Annotated in this window: 17 protein-coding genes; 4 read left to right on the top strand and 13 right to left on the bottom strand. The window is 61.5% G+C overall.

Going from position 1 to position 17630, the window contains the following annotated elements:
* Window positions 1-155: 155 nt before the first annotated feature.
* From HJ536_RS08270 to HJ536_RS08215, 12 genes are all read right to left on the bottom strand, one after another.
* Window positions 156-1412: a TRAP transporter large permease gene (locus HJ536_RS08270; RefSeq protein WP_176853582.1), complete on the bottom strand. Its 1257-nt coding sequence runs from the start codon at window positions 1410-1412 to the stop codon at window positions 156-158.
* Between the two features lie 11 nt (window positions 1413-1423).
* Entirely contained in the window at window positions 1424-1996 is a 573-nt protein-coding gene (locus HJ536_RS08265) for a TRAP transporter small permease (protein WP_176853583.1), read from the bottom strand.
* The gene (locus tag HJ536_RS08260; RefSeq protein ID WP_176853584.1) at window positions 1996-2955 is read right to left on the bottom strand and encodes a TRAP transporter substrate-binding protein; all 960 of its coding nucleotides are present in this window, start codon (window positions 2953-2955) and stop codon (window positions 1996-1998) included. The genes HJ536_RS08265 and HJ536_RS08260 overlap by 1 nt, the downstream gene beginning before the upstream one ends.
* A gap of 72 nt (window positions 2956-3027) precedes the next feature.
* Entirely contained in the window at window positions 3028-3780 is a 753-nt protein-coding gene (locus HJ536_RS08255) for an SDR family NAD(P)-dependent oxidoreductase (protein WP_176853585.1), read from the bottom strand.
* 53 nt (window positions 3781-3833) lie between these two features.
* Window positions 3834-4871: a transketolase family protein gene (locus tag HJ536_RS08250; RefSeq protein WP_177157385.1), complete on the bottom strand. Its 1038-nt coding sequence runs from the start codon at window positions 4869-4871 to the stop codon at window positions 3834-3836.
* Window positions 4868-5722, bottom strand: a complete 855-nt coding sequence (locus tag HJ536_RS08245) for a transketolase (protein WP_177157384.1) — start codon at window positions 5720-5722, stop codon at window positions 4868-4870. Before HJ536_RS08245 ends, HJ536_RS08250 begins: the two co-directional genes overlap by 4 nt.
* A 218-nt stretch (window positions 5723-5940) precedes the next feature.
* Window positions 5941-8016: a sensor histidine kinase gene (locus tag HJ536_RS08240; protein ID WP_177157383.1), complete on the bottom strand. Its 2076-nt coding sequence runs from the start codon at window positions 8014-8016 to the stop codon at window positions 5941-5943.
* 293 nt (window positions 8017-8309) lie between these two features.
* On the bottom strand, window positions 8310-9314 hold the full coding sequence (locus HJ536_RS08235) for a branched-chain amino acid ABC transporter permease (RefSeq protein ID WP_177157382.1): 1005 nt from the start codon (window positions 9312-9314) through the stop codon (window positions 8310-8312).
* A 1-nt stretch (window position 9315) separates the two neighbouring features.
* Window positions 9316-10182: a branched-chain amino acid ABC transporter permease gene (locus HJ536_RS08230; protein ID WP_176853590.1), complete on the bottom strand. Its 867-nt coding sequence runs from the start codon at window positions 10180-10182 to the stop codon at window positions 9316-9318.
* Window positions 10182-10895, bottom strand: a complete 714-nt coding sequence (locus HJ536_RS08225) for an ABC transporter ATP-binding protein (RefSeq protein ID WP_177157381.1) — start codon at window positions 10893-10895, stop codon at window positions 10182-10184. Before HJ536_RS08225 ends, HJ536_RS08230 begins: the two co-directional genes overlap by 1 nt.
* Window positions 10879-11613, bottom strand: a complete 735-nt coding sequence (locus tag HJ536_RS08220) for an ATP-binding cassette domain-containing protein (protein ID WP_177157380.1) — start codon at window positions 11611-11613, stop codon at window positions 10879-10881. The genes HJ536_RS08225 and HJ536_RS08220 overlap by 17 nt, the downstream gene beginning before the upstream one ends.
* Before the next feature lie 51 nt (window positions 11614-11664).
* Complete coding sequence (locus HJ536_RS08215) at window positions 11665-12930, bottom strand: ABC transporter substrate-binding protein (protein ID WP_177157379.1); 1266 nt, start codon at window positions 12928-12930, stop codon at window positions 11665-11667.
* A gap of 234 nt (window positions 12931-13164) precedes the next feature.
* Here HJ536_RS08215 and HJ536_RS08210 point away from each other — a divergent pair, with 234 nt between their 5' ends.
* The 4 genes from HJ536_RS08210 to HJ536_RS08195 all read left to right on the top strand — a co-directional run bounded on the left by HJ536_RS08210 (window position 13165) and on the right by HJ536_RS08195 (window position 16198).
* Window positions 13165-13968 (top strand): IclR family transcriptional regulator, encoded by an 804-nt coding sequence (locus HJ536_RS08210; protein ID WP_176853594.1) that lies wholly within the window; start codon window positions 13165-13167, stop codon window positions 13966-13968.
* A 183-nt stretch (window positions 13969-14151) separates the two neighbouring features.
* Window positions 14152-14640, top strand: a complete 489-nt coding sequence (locus tag HJ536_RS08205; RefSeq protein WP_177157378.1) for a hypothetical protein — start codon at window positions 14152-14154, stop codon at window positions 14638-14640.
* 16 nt (window positions 14641-14656) lie between these two features.
* Window positions 14657-15439 (top strand): 2-oxo-hept-4-ene-1,7-dioate hydratase, encoded by a 783-nt coding sequence (gene hpaH, locus HJ536_RS08200; protein ID WP_176853596.1) that lies wholly within the window; start codon window positions 14657-14659, stop codon window positions 15437-15439.
* Window positions 15440-15451: 12 nt separating this feature from the next.
* Entirely contained in the window at window positions 15452-16198 is a 747-nt protein-coding gene (locus HJ536_RS08195; RefSeq protein ID WP_177157377.1) for an HpcH/HpaI aldolase family protein, read from the top strand.
* Between the two features lie 65 nt (window positions 16199-16263).
* Here the strand turns inward: HJ536_RS08195 and HJ536_RS08190 are convergent, their stop codons facing one another.
* On the bottom strand, window positions 16264-17616 hold the full coding sequence (locus HJ536_RS08190) for an NAD(P)/FAD-dependent oxidoreductase (RefSeq protein ID WP_177157376.1): 1353 nt from the start codon (window positions 17614-17616) through the stop codon (window positions 16264-16266).
* Window positions 17617-17630: the final 14 nt, after the last annotated feature.

Below are 17630 nucleotides of genomic sequence, written 5' to 3'. Positions count from 1 at the left end.
TTTTCAGTCCGCGGCGCTCTCCCCTGCGCCACTTAGGCGGCATGGTGGGGGGCGCGGTGCAGCCTGTCCAGACGGGGCGGAAATCACGCTACGTCACTCAAACGAAAACGCGGGCCCGAATGGACCCGCGTTCGAAATTTGCGATGTGCCGTTGATCAGTAGATCGTCAGGAACGGCACATAAGAGATCAGCAGCAGAACCAGCAGCGCCACACCATAGAAGGGCAGCAGGGCTTTGACCGTTTCCCCCAGCTTGGCATCAGCAATCCCCATCGAGATAAACAAGGTGGTGCCAACGGGCGGGGTATAAAGGCCGATCGCAAGGTTCACGACCATCATCAGACCCAACTGCACCAGATCCAGACCAATGGACTGACCGATGGTCACGAACAGCGGCCCCAGCAGCAGCACCGCCGCCGGAAGGTCAAGGAACGCGCCCACAATCAGCATCACCACGTTCAGCATCAGGATGACCATCCACGGCTCGGCAAAGGTGGCAGCCACCCACGAGGCCAGCTCTTGGGGCACGCGCTCGGCGGTCATGACCCACTGGAGGGTCGAGGACGCCATGATGATCAGCATCACCGCGCCGGTCATGGTGGCGGTGTCCACCAAGGCATTCCAGATATCACGCAGGCCAAGGTCACGGTACACAGCGCCCGAGATCAGCAGCGCATAGGCCACGGCCATGACCGAAACTTCGGTCGGGGTCGCAATGCCAAAGCGCAGGGTGCCGATCACGAAGAGCGGCATGATCAGTGCGGGGATGGCGGCAACCAGCTGCCCTTTGAAGGCCTGAAAGCCCCCTTCGAGCGGCGAGCGCGGCAGGTTGTTCTTGCGGGCGCTCCACCAGACGGTGGTGAACATGCCGACACCCAGCAGGACGCCCGGCAGAATGCCCGCAACGAACAGGTCCACGATCGACACGTTCGACACAAGGCCGAACAGGATCAGCGGGATCGACGGCGGGATCAGAACCGCCACGGTCGAGGACGCCGAGTTTATCGCCGCCGCAAAGCCCGCAGGATAGCCCTGCTGCTTTTGCACGGGGATCAGTGCGTTCCCCATCGCCGAAGCATCCGCCACCGCAGAGCCCGACACCCCGCCGAACATCACGGAGCCGATGATCGACACCTGCCCCAGACCGCCCTTCATGTTGCCCACGAACAGGCGCGCGATGTTCACCAGATACTGACCGAACCGGCCCGACATCATCAGGTTGCCCGCCAGAATAAAGAACGGGATCGCAAGCATCGGAAAGCTTTGGGTCGGGGTGTAAAGACGCTGCGCAATCACAGCCAGCGGTTTGCCGTCCAGCCATAGGGCGGCGGCCACGCCCCCCAGCATCGCCTGCCCGATCGGCACGGCAAACGCCAGAAGGATCAAGAAAACCCAGATCATAGGTCCGGTCATGGTGCTCTCCCTTAACTCAGACTGCGACGCTCGGCGTCACTGTTTGCAACGGATGCACCGGTCAGCAGGCGCACCACCTCGAGAACCGAGATGCAGGCCATGCCGGCAAAGGCATACACAAGGCTGAGGTAGCCCCAGTACTGTTTGATCCCCAAGGTCGAGAGCGTCTGGAATTTGGACGCCATCAGGATGGGCTTGCTGGATTGCAGAACAGTCACGCAAATAATGACAAGAACGACTTCGATGACGACCAGCAGACCGCGGCGCAGCTCGGGCGCCAGCATGTCGGGCAGGATCGTGATCGCGATATTCGTGCCGCGTGCAGCGGCGATGACCACACCCGCGCCAACCAGCCAGGGCAGCAGCAGAGCATGGATTTCATAGGCCCAGGAAATCCCCGACCCGAAGGCATACCGCAGGACCACGTTGGCCAGCAGCGCAAAGAACATAAATACAATCGTAGCGACCGCGATCACTTTACCCGAAAAGGCGATCAAGCGGATGATTTGCGTGACGATACGGTGGAAGGGGTGCTGATGCACCCCCTCCGCTTCGCTCGGGTTCACGCCGATGCCAGCGTTCATTACTGGGCCGTCGCGTCTTGCAGAGCCTTGACTAGCTCGGGGTAGGTTTCAGCGTATTTCGCATAGACCGACGCGGTTGCCTCTTTGTAGGCGGCCTTGTCAGCTTCGGCGAAGATCGCGCCTTCGGCTTCCATCTTTGCGGGCAGGGTCACGTCGCCGTCCTGGCTCAGCTCGCGCTGCAGTTTGCCTGCTTCTGCAGTGGCCTGCAGAGCGCAATCCTGATGCGCCTGATCCAGAGTTGCCCACCATGCCAGACCAGCAACCACGGGGGTCGACTCGTACTTGTGACCGGTCAGGGTGACATAGGGGGTGATCTCGTGGATCTTGGCCGAGTAGATGTTGGTCAGCGGGTTTTCCTGACCGTCGAATACGCCCGACTGAAGCGCGGTCGGCAGTTCCGACCATGCCAGCGGTGCGGGCGACGCGCCAAGTGCTTCGAAGATGTCGACGGTCATCTGATCCGGGGGAGTGCGGATCTTCATGCCTTTCAGGTCTTCGGGCGACGAGACGTTCTTGGAAAGGTGGGTTACGTTACGGATGCCGTTATCCCAGAAACCAAGGATCTTCAGACCGGAATTCTGAGCGCGCTCGTCCAGCATCTGGCCGACTTCGCCGTCCAGAACTTTCCATGCGCTGGGAAGATCGTTGAACAGGAAGGGCAGACCCAGAAGACCGATCTCGGGGACGATCTGGCTCATGGCGCCTTGGCTGTTGGCAGTAACCTGAATAACACCTGCGGTTGCAGAGGTCAGCATCTCGACGTCATCGCCCATGGTGCCCGAAGGCGCATGGTTTACGGTATCGCCAGAGCACTGTGCATAAAGCTCGGACCACTTTTCAGCGGCGACAAAACGGGGGTTGCCGGGGTTTGCACCGTGGGCAAAAATTACTTCGGCTGCATTTGCAGTTCCCGCCACCATGGTGGTCACGGCAAGTGCTGCGTAAACAACGGATTTCATTAGTCTCTCCTCGTTACTAACTAGGTGTGAAGGCCGCAGCGCGAACTCCTCCGGACGCGCTGCGGAGGAGCTTTAGTGGATGAGCGAGCCGCCGTTCACATCAACCTCGGTGCCGGTGCAATATGCCGACAGATCCGAAGCCAGGAACAGAGCGCAGCCTGCTACATCCGATGCCTCGCCAGCGCGGCCCATGGGGATGCCTTCGAGGATCATTACTTTCATCTCAGGGGTGAGTTTACCACCCGTAATATCGGTCGCGATGAAGCCCGGGCAGATTGCGTTGAAGCGAACCTGATCGGGTGCGAATTCGCGCGCCATTGCTTTGGTCAGACCCAGAATGCCTGCCTTGGCCGCCGAGTAGTGCGGGCCACCAAAGATGCCGCCGCCGCGCTGTGCCGAAACCGACGACAGGTTAACAACGCTACCGGATTTTTGCGCCTGCATGACGGGTACACAAACCTGCGACATGTACAGGGTGCCGCGCAGGTTGACGTCCATAACGGCGTCATAGTTGCCGGGCTCGATCTGCAGCGACTTCAGCGGCTGGGTGATGCCTGCGTTGTTCACCAGAATGTCGATGCGGCCCCACTTGGCGACCAGCTCGTCGACGGCTGCCTGACAGGCGGCTTTGTCTGTGACGTTGCATGCCAGACCGATGTGCTGCTCGCCGATGTCGGCTGCTGCGGCTTTGGCTGCGTCCAGATCCAGGTCCAGGATCGCGACGGTTGCGCCGTGCTCGGCGAACAGTTTTGCGGTCGCTTTACCAAGGCCGCGTGCCGAAGCTGCGCCGGTGACGATTGCGAATTTACCTTCCAGTAGGCCCATGAGCCTCTCCTCCGAAGTAGTGTGTTAGTGGTTCTTGTTTTCGCGGGGGGCCCTTAGAGCCACCCCTTGATCTGTTCGACGACCTTCGAAACCGAAAGGCCGTACATGTCGTGCAGGGTCGGCAGTGCGCCCGCCTCGAGGAACTCGTCCGGCAAGCCGATCATGCGGAACTTGGGCGCAACGCCGTTGGTCAGCAGGGCACCGGCGACTGCCTCTCCCAGACCGCCGACCTTGGTGTGGTTCTCGGCGGTGATGACCAGACGCCCACCCTTGGACGCTTCGGCGACGATGGTCTCGACGTCCAGCGGCTTGATGGTCGGGCAGTGCAGCACGGCCACATCGACGTTGTCCTTGGCCAGCTGTTCGGCCGCATCCAGCGCGCGCATGGTCATGAAACCGGTCGAGATCACCAGCGCGTCCTTGCCCTCGCGGATCATCTGCGCCTTGCCCAGTTCGAACTTGTAGTCCGGCTTGTGGCGGGTCAGCACCGAGGGCACCTTGCCGCGCAGCAGGCGCGAATAGACGGGGCCGTTGTGTGCGATCATCGCGGGGACCATGCCCATGATGTCATCGGCGCAGCAGGGGTCGATGATGGTCATGTTGGGCAACCCGCGGAAGATCGCTAGATCCTCGGTCGCTTGGTGGCTGGGGCCGTAGCCGGTGGTCAGACCGGGCAGCGCACAGCAGATTTTCACCGGCAGGTTCTCCTCGGCGATGGCCATGGCAATAAAGTCATAGGCGCGGCGCGAGGCGAACACGGCATAGGTGGTGGCAAAGGGGATGAACCCTTCGCGGGCCATACCGGCGGCGGCGGACATCAGGATCTGCTCGGCCATGCCCATCTGGTAGAACCGGTCGGGCATCTCGTTGCCCAGGATGTGCAGGTCGGTGTATTTGCCAAGGTCCGCAGTCAGGCCAACGATACGCTCGTCCGCCTTGGCCGCCTGAACCAGAGCCTGACCAAAGGGCGCCGAAACGGTGTCGTACCCTTCGGCGGCCAGCGATGCGATCATTGCGCTGGTGGCTTGACGTTCTTCTTTGGGGGTGACTTTGCGCGCCTCGTACTTGCGCGCCATCGATGCCATGGTCATGCGGGCTTTCCTTCTTCGAGAACGTCCAGAGCCTTGCCCCATTCATCAGCATCCACGCGGACAAAGTGGGTGATCTCGCGCTGCTCAAGGAACGGCACGCCCTTGCACATGGTGGTGTCGAAAATGATCACGCGGGGGCCGTTGTGATCGCTGTTACGGGCCGCATCCATCGCCGCAACGACGGCGTCCAGATCGTTGCCGTCGACGCGCTGGGTGAACCAACCGAACGCCGACCACTTGTCGCCCAAAGGCTCCGAGCACAACATCTCGGTCGATTTACCGTCAGCCTGCTGGTCGTTGAAGTCCACGAGGCAGATCAGGTTGTCCAGCTTATGGTGCGCGCCGGACATGGCGGCTTCCCAGGTGGAGCCTTCGCCAAGTTCGCCGTCCGACATCAGGTTATAGATGAACGCGGGGTTTTTCTTGCGCTTGAGACCCATCGCCATCCCAACTGCGATGCCCAAGCCATGACCCAGCGAACCGCCGGTGATTTCCATCCCGGGGGTGTAGGACGCCATGCCCGACATCGGCATACGGCTGTCATCCATCCCGTAGGTTTCCAGCTCCTCTTCGGGCAGAATGCCCGCTTCCATCAGAACGGCATAAAGCGCGATCGCGTAATGGCCGATCGACAGAAGAAAACGGTCGCGGCCTTCCCACTCGGGTTCGTCCGCGCGATAATCCAATGCGTGAAAATAAGAAGCTGCCAAGACATCCGCGATGCCGAGCGCCTGCCCGATGTAGCCTTGGCCTTGCACTTCACCCATTTGCAGGGCTTTGCGCCGGATGTTCCATGCACGGCGTGCCAACGAAACGTTGGAACGCGCAGGTGCGCGGTCATCTACTGTCATGCTGTCCTCCCACAACGCTATGCAGCTTGTCGCGGGGATGTAGCAGGGCTTTCAGGGAGAGTATTTTAAGATTATTTCACAACATGTGTAGCTGAGGTTAAGTTAGCGCAAACTAGGCCTTGTTTTCGGGGGTGTGCGGCGCCCCTTCAAACAGTTGTGAAAGGCAAACCCCGCCCGAAGGACCGGACGGGGTGCGCTGAGTCTGAGGTGTCATACACTTACGGGCGCGGCACCTGCACCGAGAAGATCGAGCCTTTGCCCACCTCGCTGGTCAGGGTCAGGTGGCCGCGTATCATCTCGATCAGGCGGCGGGTGATAGACAGGCCGACCCCTGCCCCCGACACGCTGCTATTCTCGTGGCCGATGCGTTCGAACGGGGTAAAGACGTCTTGCTGGCGCTCCTCGGGGATGCCGACTCCGGTGTCCTGAATATCGATCCAGAGGGTGTCATCCTCGGACACCCGCAGGCGCGCAGTCACCTTGCCGCCATCGCGGTTGTACTTGATGGCGTTCGAGATCAGCTGCGACAGGATGCGTTTCAATGCGCCTGCGTCGGTCAGGGCCAAGGTCTCGCCACCATGGGGCACGTCGAGGTCAAACGTCACGCCCTTGGCATCAGCCAGCGGTTTCAGCGCGACAAAGGCGTGGCGGATCAGCGGCACCACATCCACCGCCTCAAAGGACGTGTCGAGGGTCCCCTGCTCGATCCGGCTCAGGTCCATGACCCCTTCGACCAGCAGCAGGAGTTCGGTGGAAGAGCGCGAGATTTGCTCCAGATCGGCCATCTTGGTGGCGTCGATCTTTTGCCCTTCGGCCATTTGCAGCAGCTGCGTGTAGCCAAGGATCGCGTTCAGGGGCGTGCGCAATTCGTGGCTCATGGCGGACAAGAAAGCCGATTTGGCGCGCGAGGCCGCAGAAAGCTTGGCGCTCATCTTCACCAGATGGCGGTTCACGTTCTGCAATTCCTCGACCGAGTGGACGCGCTGCGCGGCCAGCGTGCCGCCTGCGGAAATCTCGGCCATGTCGGATTCGAGTTCGGCCAGCGGCTGCGCGACCGAGGCGCTCATCTTGGAGGCCCGCCCCCACAGCACCGCAAAGTAGATCGAGTAGAAGATGACCAGCGCCGCCAACATGATCTTGCTGACCGTCCCAAGGGTCGTGCGCAGGGTGTTCGACGGCTGCAGCAGCACGTCAGAGTTGGCGATGGCGATCAGCTTCCACCCCGGCCCCGCAACCGTGGACCAAGAGGCCATGACCGGATGCTCGAGTTGCAGGTCCATGACGCCACTCTCGGCATCCTGCATCGCCAGCGCCAGCCCCCCCAGATCGCTGCGGCGAAAGATGTTGAATTCGGACGGTTTAAAAGTGTCGTCCAGAATGGCCTCGTCATAGCGGTGATCCAGTAATTCGGTCAGGCCCAGATCCTTTTCGCCCTGCGGGGGCAAGGCCAGAATGGTCCCGTCGCGCCCCACCAGCATCGCGTAGCCTTCGCCCGCCAAGGACACGTCGAGAACCTGCTCGACGATGTTCGAAATGGTTATGTCGATCCCGACCACGGCCTCGAGCCGCTCGGCGGATTTCACCGGCGCGATAGAGGACACCATCCACCCTGCCCCCGCCGGATCGATATAAGCGTCGGTCCAGACGACCTTGCCCTCGGGGTTATGAACCTCGTCGGCCTCGTAATAAAAGTTATAGCTGGGGATATCCATTTTCGGCGGAAAGATTTCCAGCACATCTAAATAGGGATAAATCCGGTTCAGGCTGTCATAGGTATTCAGGTAAATCTGCGCGATCAGGGGATCGGCCTCGACGATAGATTTCATCAAGGGGTCCAGATGGGCGGTGCGCCAGACCTTGTCCTGCTTTTCCAGAGTGACGGGCACAATCCCGCTGAAATAGACCGCCGAGCCCCCGTTATTTTCGGTCGTGTAAAACACCCCGTCCGGCCCATAGGCATAGCGGGCCTTTTCGGCGTCACTGGCATCGGGGGCACGCTCCAGCGACTGGCCGGTGGCATCGGCGTAAACCTTGGTTAGTGCCTCGACCGTGGCAAGGCGGCGCGAAATCGTCTGCGCCTCGCGGCCAGCGGCATCGGACAGGGCGTCGCGGGACATCTCGGTGACCGCTTGGGCGCCCTTGTCATAGACGAACTCGCCCGTACCCCAGTAAATCCCCAGAAAGGTCAATTCGATCAGCAAAAGCGGGATAAGCGCCGCGCTGATATAGGAATTCCAAAGCCATTTCTTGAGTGGAATAACTTTGTGGCCGATAGCCCCACCGGACTCTGTCATGAACTCGCCCTCGATCAAATCGAGCAAACGCTAGCAAATCCGTCAGGTCAGGATATACCGCCTTTCCTATATATACTTTTTATAGTTCAGCTGGAATGTATCTTTATCCGCGCAAATTGCCGAATTGCTGAGGGAATTTACGCAACGGCCCCCAATCCAAGGGGGTCCAAGGGAAATTCGCGAAATCCCGCCGGTTACATATTCGCGTATGATGCGGCAATACGCGCAGGGCCCACGCAAAAACCCGCGCCAGTCCAGCGCGGGTTTTCCGAATGTCCAACGGGCATTGCGACTCAATCGAGGGTACGTTTCACCGGCAACAGGTGCCAACCGGTCAGGCTCTCGATCCGGCCCCAGATGCCGCGTTTATCCACCAGCATGACCGAGATCGCGATGACCCCCATCAGCATCAGGTACCACGTCCCCCAATCCGCCGCGACCTGACGCAGGGCAAAGAACAGAACCGTCCCGATGATCGGCCCCTCGATGGTGCCGATGCCGCCGATGACGACGATAAAGATCACGAAGGCCGTCCAGTCATTCACGCTAAAGGCCGCGTCCGGCGTGATCCGCAGCTTTTGCAGGAACAGGAACCCTCCGGCCAGCGCGGTGAAGCCTGCTGTCAGGACATAGATCATGAACTTCAGGCGGCGGGTACTGACGCCCACGGTCTCGGCGGCCAGTTCGCTGTCGCGGATCGCGGTCATCGCCAGACCCCAACGGGACCGAAGCAAGCCCCAGACCAGTGCAACCGAAGCCACACCGATGGCGAAGGCGATGTAATACATGGCCATCTCGCGCTCTGCCCGACCATCGGCCAGCGAGCGAGCCACATCCACGGGCAGCGAAATCCCCGAGCCACCGCCAAGCGAGCCGACCTGGGCCATGCCCAGACGGAAGACCTCGGCGATCACCCACGTTCCGATGGCAAAGTAGGCGCCGTTCAGGCGGAAGGCCAACCAGCCGGTCGGGATCGCGATGATCGCGGTGCCCACGGCCGCCAACCCCAACGCGGGCAGCACGCCCATCCCGCCGAAAATAGCCAGCCCAAAGAACATGTAGCCCCCAAGGCCCACGAACGCTTGCTGCCCCACGGACACCAGACCGGTGTAACCCGCGAGCAGGTTCCACATCTGGGCCAAGGCCAGATAGCTCAGCGCCTCCATCAACAGGCGCAATTCGGCGCGGCCTGCCCACATGGGCGCGGTCGCCAGCGCGGCCAGCGTGGCCCCGAGGATGATGACAGACAGGCTGGTTTGCAGACGCGGTGCCGCGCCGGTTTGTGCGATCATGGTCATGTTAATGGCTCACTTTCGGGAACAGGCCGGTCGGGCGGATGACCAGCACCAGCAAGAAGGCAAGGTGTCCGGCAAGGATCTGGTAGCCAGCATCCACCTGCGCGCCGACGGTTTGCGCCACCCCGAGGATAATCCCCCCCAGCAGCGTGCCCCAGATGTTGCCAAGGCCACCGATGATCACCGCCTCGAACGCGAACAGCAGACGGGCTGGACCGGCGGCAGGGTCAAAGTTGGTCTTCATCGCCAGCCAGATGCCCGCGACCCCGACCACCAGCGAAGCAAGTCCAGTCGCCAAAGCAAAGGTATGCGCGTTGTTGCCCCCCATTAGTGGCACGATTTCCGGATCATCCGAGGTCGCGCGCAGCATCCGGCCCAAGGGCGTCTTGTAGAACACGAATTGCAGCAGACCGATCACCGCCACCGCCGTCATGAACATCAGGAACGGCAGCAGCCCCACGGCGAACTGGTCGCCAAGCTGGACGCTCGTGGTCTCCAGCCAGCCGGTTTGCAGCTTTTGGCTGTCGGCGGAAAAGACCTCGAGCAGACCGTTCTGGATGATGATCGACATGCCAAAGGTCACGAGGATCGGCGGCAGGATATCCTTGCCCAGGACGCGGTTCAGCAGCAGGCGCTGATTCATGTAGCCAGCGACCGCCAGCAGTACCAGAACCATGCCGACCCCGAGCACGGGGCTTAGCCCCCAGCTGACCACAAAGGTCAGGATCAGATAGGCCCCGACCACGATGAAATCCCCGTGGGCGATGTTCACGAACCGCATCACGCCGAACATCAGGCTCAGGCCCGCGGCGAACAATGCATATAGACCGCCAAGCATCACGCCTTGGACGATCGAGTTGATCCAGACCATCAGGCGGCCTCCCCTATTCCGAAATATGCGTTTGCGATCTGCTCTTTGGACAGGCTGTCGGGCGTACCCGTCAGGGACACGCGCCCCTCCATGAAGCAATAGATGCGGTCCGCCACGGCCAGCGCCTGACTGACATCCTGTTCGACCACCAGGATCGAAGTCCCTTGGGCGCGGATCATCGGAACGGCCTCGTAGATGTCCTTGATGACCTTGGGCGCAAGGCCAAGACTGATCTCGTCGCACAGCAGCAAGGACGGGTTCGACATCAGCGCGCGCCCGATCGCCACCATCTGCTGCTGACCGCCGGACAGGGCCGTGCCGGGGTTATTCCGCTTGGCCACCAGATCGGGGAAGAGATCATAGATTTTCTTCAGGTCCCAAGGCCCCTTGCGTTTGCCAGCCGCCCCGATCAGCAGGTTTTCCTCGACCGACAGGGACCGGAACAGGCGGCGCCCCTCGGGGACCATGGCCAGACCCAGCTTGTGGATCTGGTCCGCAGGCAGGCCCGCGATCTGCTGGCCGCAGAACCGGATCTCCTGCCCCTTGGACGGGCGCAGGCCGGTCAGGGTGCGCAGGAACGTGGATTTACCGGCGCCGTTCGAGCCGATGATGGCGACGGTCTCGCCCTCTTCGACTTGCATATCGACACCGAATAGGGCCTGAAAGTCGCCGTAATGGGCGGTCAGGCCGGACACCTCAAGCAGCTTGGTCATCGACCGAGATCCCCATGTAGATTTCCTGAACAAACGGATCAGACATGACTGCGCGGGGCTCGCCCTCGGCGACGATCTTGCCAAAGTCGATCACGATCAGCCGCTCGACCACAGCCAGCAGCGCGTGAACGATGTGTTCGATCCATATAATAGAGACACCGCTGGCATGAATGCCCTGGATGGTTTCCACCAGCTCGTGGCATTCGGCCTCGGTCAGGCCGCCGGCGATTTCATCCAGCAGCAGCAGTTCCGGCCCCGTGGCCAAGGCGCGGGACAGCTCCAGTCGCTTGCGCTCCAGCAGGGTCAGGCTGCCCGCGGGGCGGTTCGCCTTGTGCAAAAGGCCGGTGCGATCCAGAATTTCGCGGCAGGCTTCTTTGGGGTTGCGATGCCCCGAACCGCCAAAGGACGACGCGACCAGCAGGTTTTCGTAAACGCTCATCCCGACAAAGGGGTGCGGGATCTGGAACGACCGCGCGATCCCCGCACGGCAGCGCACCGACGCGGGCTGTTGGGTGACATCCGCGCCCTTGAACGACACGGTCCCCGAGGACGGCGGCAACGCCCCGCCAATCAGGTTGAACAGGGTCGATTTACCGGCGCCGTTCGGCCCGATGATCCCCAAGGCCTGCCCCTTTGGCAGATCAAAGGTGATGTTGTCCGAAACGGTCAGCGCCCCGAACTGTTTGTTAACGCCTTTAAGGCTGAGAAGTGGTTGCACGGTTCCCTCCACATCAAGGGGCGCGACCCGCAGCAGGGTCGCGCCGGTCGATCAGGCGATCGGCTTCATCGCACCGGTCAGACCGATGGACGGGGTGTGGCTGTTGGTGACGATGTGCAGAACGGGCTTGTCGCCCTCGATCTGCCACTGCCCGCCCGCAACAGGCGTTTTCGAGATGTTGGGCACCGGACCGGTCTGGAAGTTCACCGGACCAAAGACCGTGGCCAGATCGGTGGTGCGGATCGCCTCGGCGATGCTTTCGGGGCTGTCCAGATCCTGCGTGCGGCGCAGGGTGTCGATGACCACCTCGAACAGCGAGTGCTTGGCCCCCAAGGGCATGGTCCACGGCTTGCCGGTCGCGGCCTCATAGGCATCCGACAGGGCCTCGCAGCTCTGGCCGTTGAAGCTGGACATGTAGGGGAAGTACTTGTGCCACCAGACCTCGACCGACAGACCATCGGCGCGGTCCCCGAGCGCGGCCATCGCCTGCGGGAATTCGCTGGCCTTGGCGACGTTGACGACCTTGGGGTTAAAGCCCTGCTGTGCGGCCTGCGTCCAGAAGGTGGTGAAATCCGGCGGGATCATCACGCCCGAAATGATCTCGACGCCTGCTTCCTTGAACGCTGAAATCTGCGCGCTGAAATCGTCGGTCATGTTCTGGTAGCGGCCCGGATCGACCAGTTTGTAGCCCGCCTGCTGCATCACAGGGGGGAAGCCCAGTTCGGGGTGGCTCCAGCCATTGCCATCGGGATCGTTGGGCCACATCGCGCCCACGACCTTGTTGGTGCCGACCGCGTCCCACAGGGACATGAACACCTGAATGACGTCCTCGAGGCCCCAGAAGAAGTGGTAGGTGTATTCGAAACCCACCTTCGGATCGCCCTGACGGCCAAAGAAATGCGGCTGCCACGGGGTGTCGTTGGTGATGCAGGGCACGCCGTTCAGCTCGGCCTGATCCGCGACGGGGTTCGTGGTGTCGGGGGTCGAGGATGCCGCGATGATGTCCACCTCGTCCTCGAAGATCAGTTCCTGCGCCGCCGACGACGCGCGGTTCGAGTTCGACTGGCTGTCCTTGACGATGAATTCGACGGGATGCTTGGCGCCGTTGATCTCTAGCCCGTCCGCAAGCGCGGTGCGGAACTGGGACAGCACAAATTCATCGGGCTCGGCGAAAATGGCGAGCGGGCCGGTTTTCGGGGTGACGAACCCGATCTTGATCGGACGGGTCTTGGCATAGGCCGGCAGCGGAAAGTTGGAAACAGCGCCAAGCACGCCAGTGGCGGCCGCGCCCTTCAAAAGGCGACGTCGTGAAAGCATGAAATTCCTCCCTGATGCGCCCCTCCCTTGGCCGGAACCACGCGCTCCTCCTTGCGTGGATCTGCGGTCACCGGCGCGTGTCCGGTCGGGGTGCAATGTGCTTGTATCAATATACGATACACTATACCAAAATGCGGTAAGGTTGGATTCGTGTCAATAGCCTTGCCCGAAATGAATCAATTCGCGGTGCGTCGCCGCGCGGCGTTGAAGATGCGCCCAAGGGGGAGTAGCTGTTTGACAAAGACTTTTTCGCAGACCGGATGGAGCAAGCAGGTGGCCGAAGAAAAACCCCGCGCCAGTGACGGACAGTCGATTTCCAAGGCGATCGCCGTGTTGCGCGCGATTGCCGACCATCAGGGCAGCAGCCTTGGAGAGATCGCCAAAGCCACCGGACTGGCCCGATCCACCGTCCAGCGCATGGTCGGCGCCCTGAACAAAGAGGGGCTGGTGACCAAGAATTCCGGCCATCAGGGCGTGTTTCTGGGCATGGAGCTGGCGCGTCTGGGGGCCAAGGTGAACCTGAACGCCCGCACCCTGCTGATGCCCCTGATGGAGGAGCTGCACGCCCAAATCGGGGACAACATCGACCTGACGGCCTTGGACGACGGGCGGGTGATTGTGATCGAACAGATCGCTTCGAACGAGGATATTCGCGTTATTTCCTTTGTCGGGCGCGAACATCCCATCCACTGCACCGCCAACGGCAAAGCCCATCTGGCGCAGATGCCCCGCGACGAAGCACTGGCCCTGCTGCGCGCCAAAGGCATGCCCGCAATGACCAGCCACTCCATCACCGACCCCGAGCGTTTGCTGGCCCAAGTCGAAGCCTTTGCCGAGTTCGGCCTGTTCATCGATCGCGAGGAATACGGCGTCGATGCCTGCGCGATGTCCACCACCCTACCCGAGATCGGCGGCCGCAAATTGGCCATCTCGATCGCGATGCCGACAGCGCGGTTCAAGCGCCGCGAAGAAGATCTGAAGGCGGCGCTGCTGTCCTTCCGCCGCGCGGTCCAGGACCGTTTCGGCCCCTCGATCTAAGAATTTTACAACGCCCAAGCTGTTGAATTTGCGGGAAATGCCCCGCCAAGCGCCCCGCACCCCGTGCGAGGGCGCTTGACAGATTCGCGACTCATGCTCATTTTATGATACAGTGTACCATATTACGATACACTCGATCCGTTGAGGAGCGGACCTATTTCCACACCCTTGGGAGGACCCCAGATGCTACTCGCAGCCAAAATTCTGCTGACGATCTCTTCGCTCGGCTACAGCCTGATCCCTTTCCTGTTCGATTCGAACAAAACCCACTGGTTCAACCCCAGCTGGACCCCGCACGCGCGCTTTCACTGCGTCTGGCAGGTGATGTCCTACGTCTATATCGCCATTCTGGCGCTGGTCCTGATCTGGACCGCCGGTGACACCGCATGGCCCATCTGGATCGCCGCGATCCTGTCGGTCTGCGCCTATGGCGGCTTCTGGACTGCGGTTGCGATGCGCCCGATCTATGGCGGCCATCTGGTGGACGAAGTGAACGGCGTTCCCCCCTTCAAGCTGCCGATCCTGGGCCTGTGCGATGCGAACGTCACCCTGTTCACCACCGCCGTCATCATCCTGATGACCGGCTGCGCCCTGCTCGGCAGCGCCGCATTTGTTGTCGAAGAAATTACTCAGGCCGCTGTCATCCTGCCGACCGCGACCGCCGCATTCTAAACCACAGGACCAGTTCATGCTTTCGAACGAACAGCGTCAGGCGGCAGCAGAATCCCTGCTGACCGCCGAGCAGACCCGGATCGTTGTCCCTCAATTGTCCAAGACCTATCCCGAGATGGAGATCGAGGACGCCTATGACATCCAGCGCCGCTGGGCCGAGGGGCGCATCGCCAAAGGGGCCAAGATCGTTGGCCGCAAGATCGGCCTGACCAGCCGCGCCATGCAGATGGCCAGCAAGATGACCGAGCCCGACTACGGCGTCATGCTTGACGACGCTCTGTTCAAGGACGGCGCCCGTATCGCTGCGGGCACCTTCATCAAGCCGCGCCTCGAAACCGAACTGGCCTTTGTCATGGGCGAGGATCTTCAGGGCGAAGGTTGCCAGATGCACGACGTGATGCGCGCCACCGAATACGTGACGCCCGCGCTGGAAATCATCGACTACCGCACCGAGGTGCCGCGCGCGATCACCGACACGATCGCCGACAACGCAGCCTTTGGGGCAATCGTTCTGGGGGGCCGCATTTTCCGCCCCTTTGATCTGGACGTACGTTGGGTCGCTGCGACCCTGTCAAAGAATGGCGTGATCGAGGAGTCCGGTGTGTCTGCCGCGATCATGGGGCACCCAGCCGCGGGGATTGCGTGGCTGGTGAACAAGCTGGCGCCGTTGGGGGGTGGCCTCAAGAAGGGTGACATCGTGCTGGGTGGGTCCTTTACCCGCCCTGTCGATATCGCCTCGGGTGATGTGATCTATGCCGATTACGGCCCGCTTGGGTCCATCGGCGTCAGCTTCGAATAACTGGGGATAACGATGGCCGATCTGTACAAGAACGCCTTCAAGGCAGCCCTGCAAGAGATGCGTCTGCAAACCGGCATCTGGTGCACTCTGCGCGATCCCTTGGCGGCCGAGATGATGGCCGATTGCGGGTTCGACTGGATGATGTTCGACACCGAGCATTCGCCGCTGGACCCGATTTCGGTGCTGCCGATGCTGCAGGCCATCGCTCCCTATCCGGTGACGCCGATCGTGCGCCCCGGATCGCTGAACGCGGCCGAAATCAAAAAGCTCTTGGACCTTGGGGCGCAAACCCTGCTGATCCCCTATGTCCAGAATGCGGTTGAGGCCGCCGAGGCTGTGGCCGCCGTGGAATACGCCCCTGCGGGCATTCGCGGCGTGTCGGGCATGACCCGCGCCACCCGTTTCGGCAAGATCGCGGGCTACCACAAGGCGGCCCGCGCTGAAATCTGCCTGCTGGTTCAGGTAGAAACCGTCGAGGCTATGACCGAGATCGAAGCCATCGCCGCCGTTCCAGGCGTGGATGGCATCTTTATCGGGCCCGCCGATCTGGCGGCCAGCATGGGTCACGTTGGTAACCCCAACCACCCCGATGTGATCGCCGCCACGCTCGAGGGCATCCGCCGCATTCGCGCCGCGGGTCTGCCCGCCGGCGTGCTGACCCTGAACCCCGAAGTATACGACGCCGCCATCGAGGCCGGCGCTGTATTTGTGTCAAAAACCGTGGACATGGCAGCCCTTCGCAAAGGTCTGCTGGGCTAACTCCCCAGCCTCACGTACCATCGGAAAAGGCAGGTCTTTCGGCCTGCCTTTTTTGTTGCGCAGCGTCAGCGTTGCAGGATGCCCCCCATCGGACTGATTTTCGAGCCGTCGGAAAAACGGCTCAGGCGAAAGGGGGTCGGATCGACGCATGGACCTTGGCCGGTGATCAAGTCCGCCGCCAGCCGCCCTGCCCCCGTCCCCAGCCCAAAGCCGTGTCCTGAAAATCCTGTCGCCACAAACAGCCCCTGAATGCCGTTCTTGACCCCCGAAGTGTCCGAGATCACGGGGATCACATCCGGCATGACATCAATATACCCCGCCCACCGCTGCGCGATTTTGGCGTCCTTGAAGGGGGCATAGAATTCTTTCAGCGTGGCCAGAGCCTTGTCCAGCAAGGAGGTGTCCGGCACCGGATCAAGGATGCGGTTCTTCTCGAACGGGGTCACATCCTGCGCGGTCCAGCGGCGCGGCATCCGCAACGCCTCAAAGAACGCGGGCCCGATCCCCAAACTCAGGCTGCGCCATTCGTTTTTCAGCGTCGGCAGGAACTTGAAGAACAAACGGAAGCTGTCAGGTGTCAGTTGATATCGGCTCGGGGTGGCAGAAGCGATGGTATAGCCCCCGTCCGCACGTTTGCGCATCGCAAATTCGGGGTGTTTGAGCGTCCCCTCGGGCCCATCCGGCACGGGGTCTATCCGCTGCACATTCCCCTTGGTCCAGAGCTGCGGCAGCTCGATCCCGAGGTTCCCCAGAAACAGACGCGACCAGACGCCGCCCGCAACCAGCACCGCATCGCATTTGATCCGGCCATGTTCCGTGACCACCGCCGAAACCTTGCCATCCACCGTTTCCAGCGTCCGCACCGCGCAATTCTGGTGAACCGTCCCGCCATTGCGCAGGACCGCGCGCGCAATGGCAGGTGCCGCTGACTGGGGTTCCGCACGGCCATCATGCGGATTGTGCAGCGCGCCCTTGATGCCCAAGTCAAAGTCGGGAAAGGCCTCTTTGACCTCTTCTGGGCTCAGGACTTTGGCGGGGATTTGATAGGATTGCAGCTCCTCGGCCGAGCGTTTTTCATAGGCCAAGGCCGCGTCGGAGGTCACCGTATAGGTCGCCCCGCACTGCACATAGCCGGTCTTTTGGCCCGTGCGTTCGTCCATGGATTTCCACAGGCGCACGGACTCGATCATCAGGGGCATTTCGCGGGGGTCACGGTGGGTTAGACGCACCCAACCCCAATTGCGGCTGGATTGCTCGGCGCCGATCTGGCCCTTTTCGCACAGGGCGACTGTCATCCCGCGCTCCACAAGCTCTAGCGCGGCAGAGACCCCTGCGATGCCTCCGCCGATGATCACCACATCGACCTGTTCGGGCAATGCGGGGCTATTCTCGACCGGTTCGACTTTCGGTCCAGGCATGACGTTCTCCTATT

The sequence above is a fragment of the Donghicola mangrovi genome (assembly GCF_013377535.1).
Classification (GTDB): Bacteria; Pseudomonadota; Alphaproteobacteria; order Rhodobacterales; family Rhodobacteraceae; genus Donghicola; species Donghicola mangrovi.
This window is presented reverse-complemented; position numbering and strand designations above follow the sequence as displayed.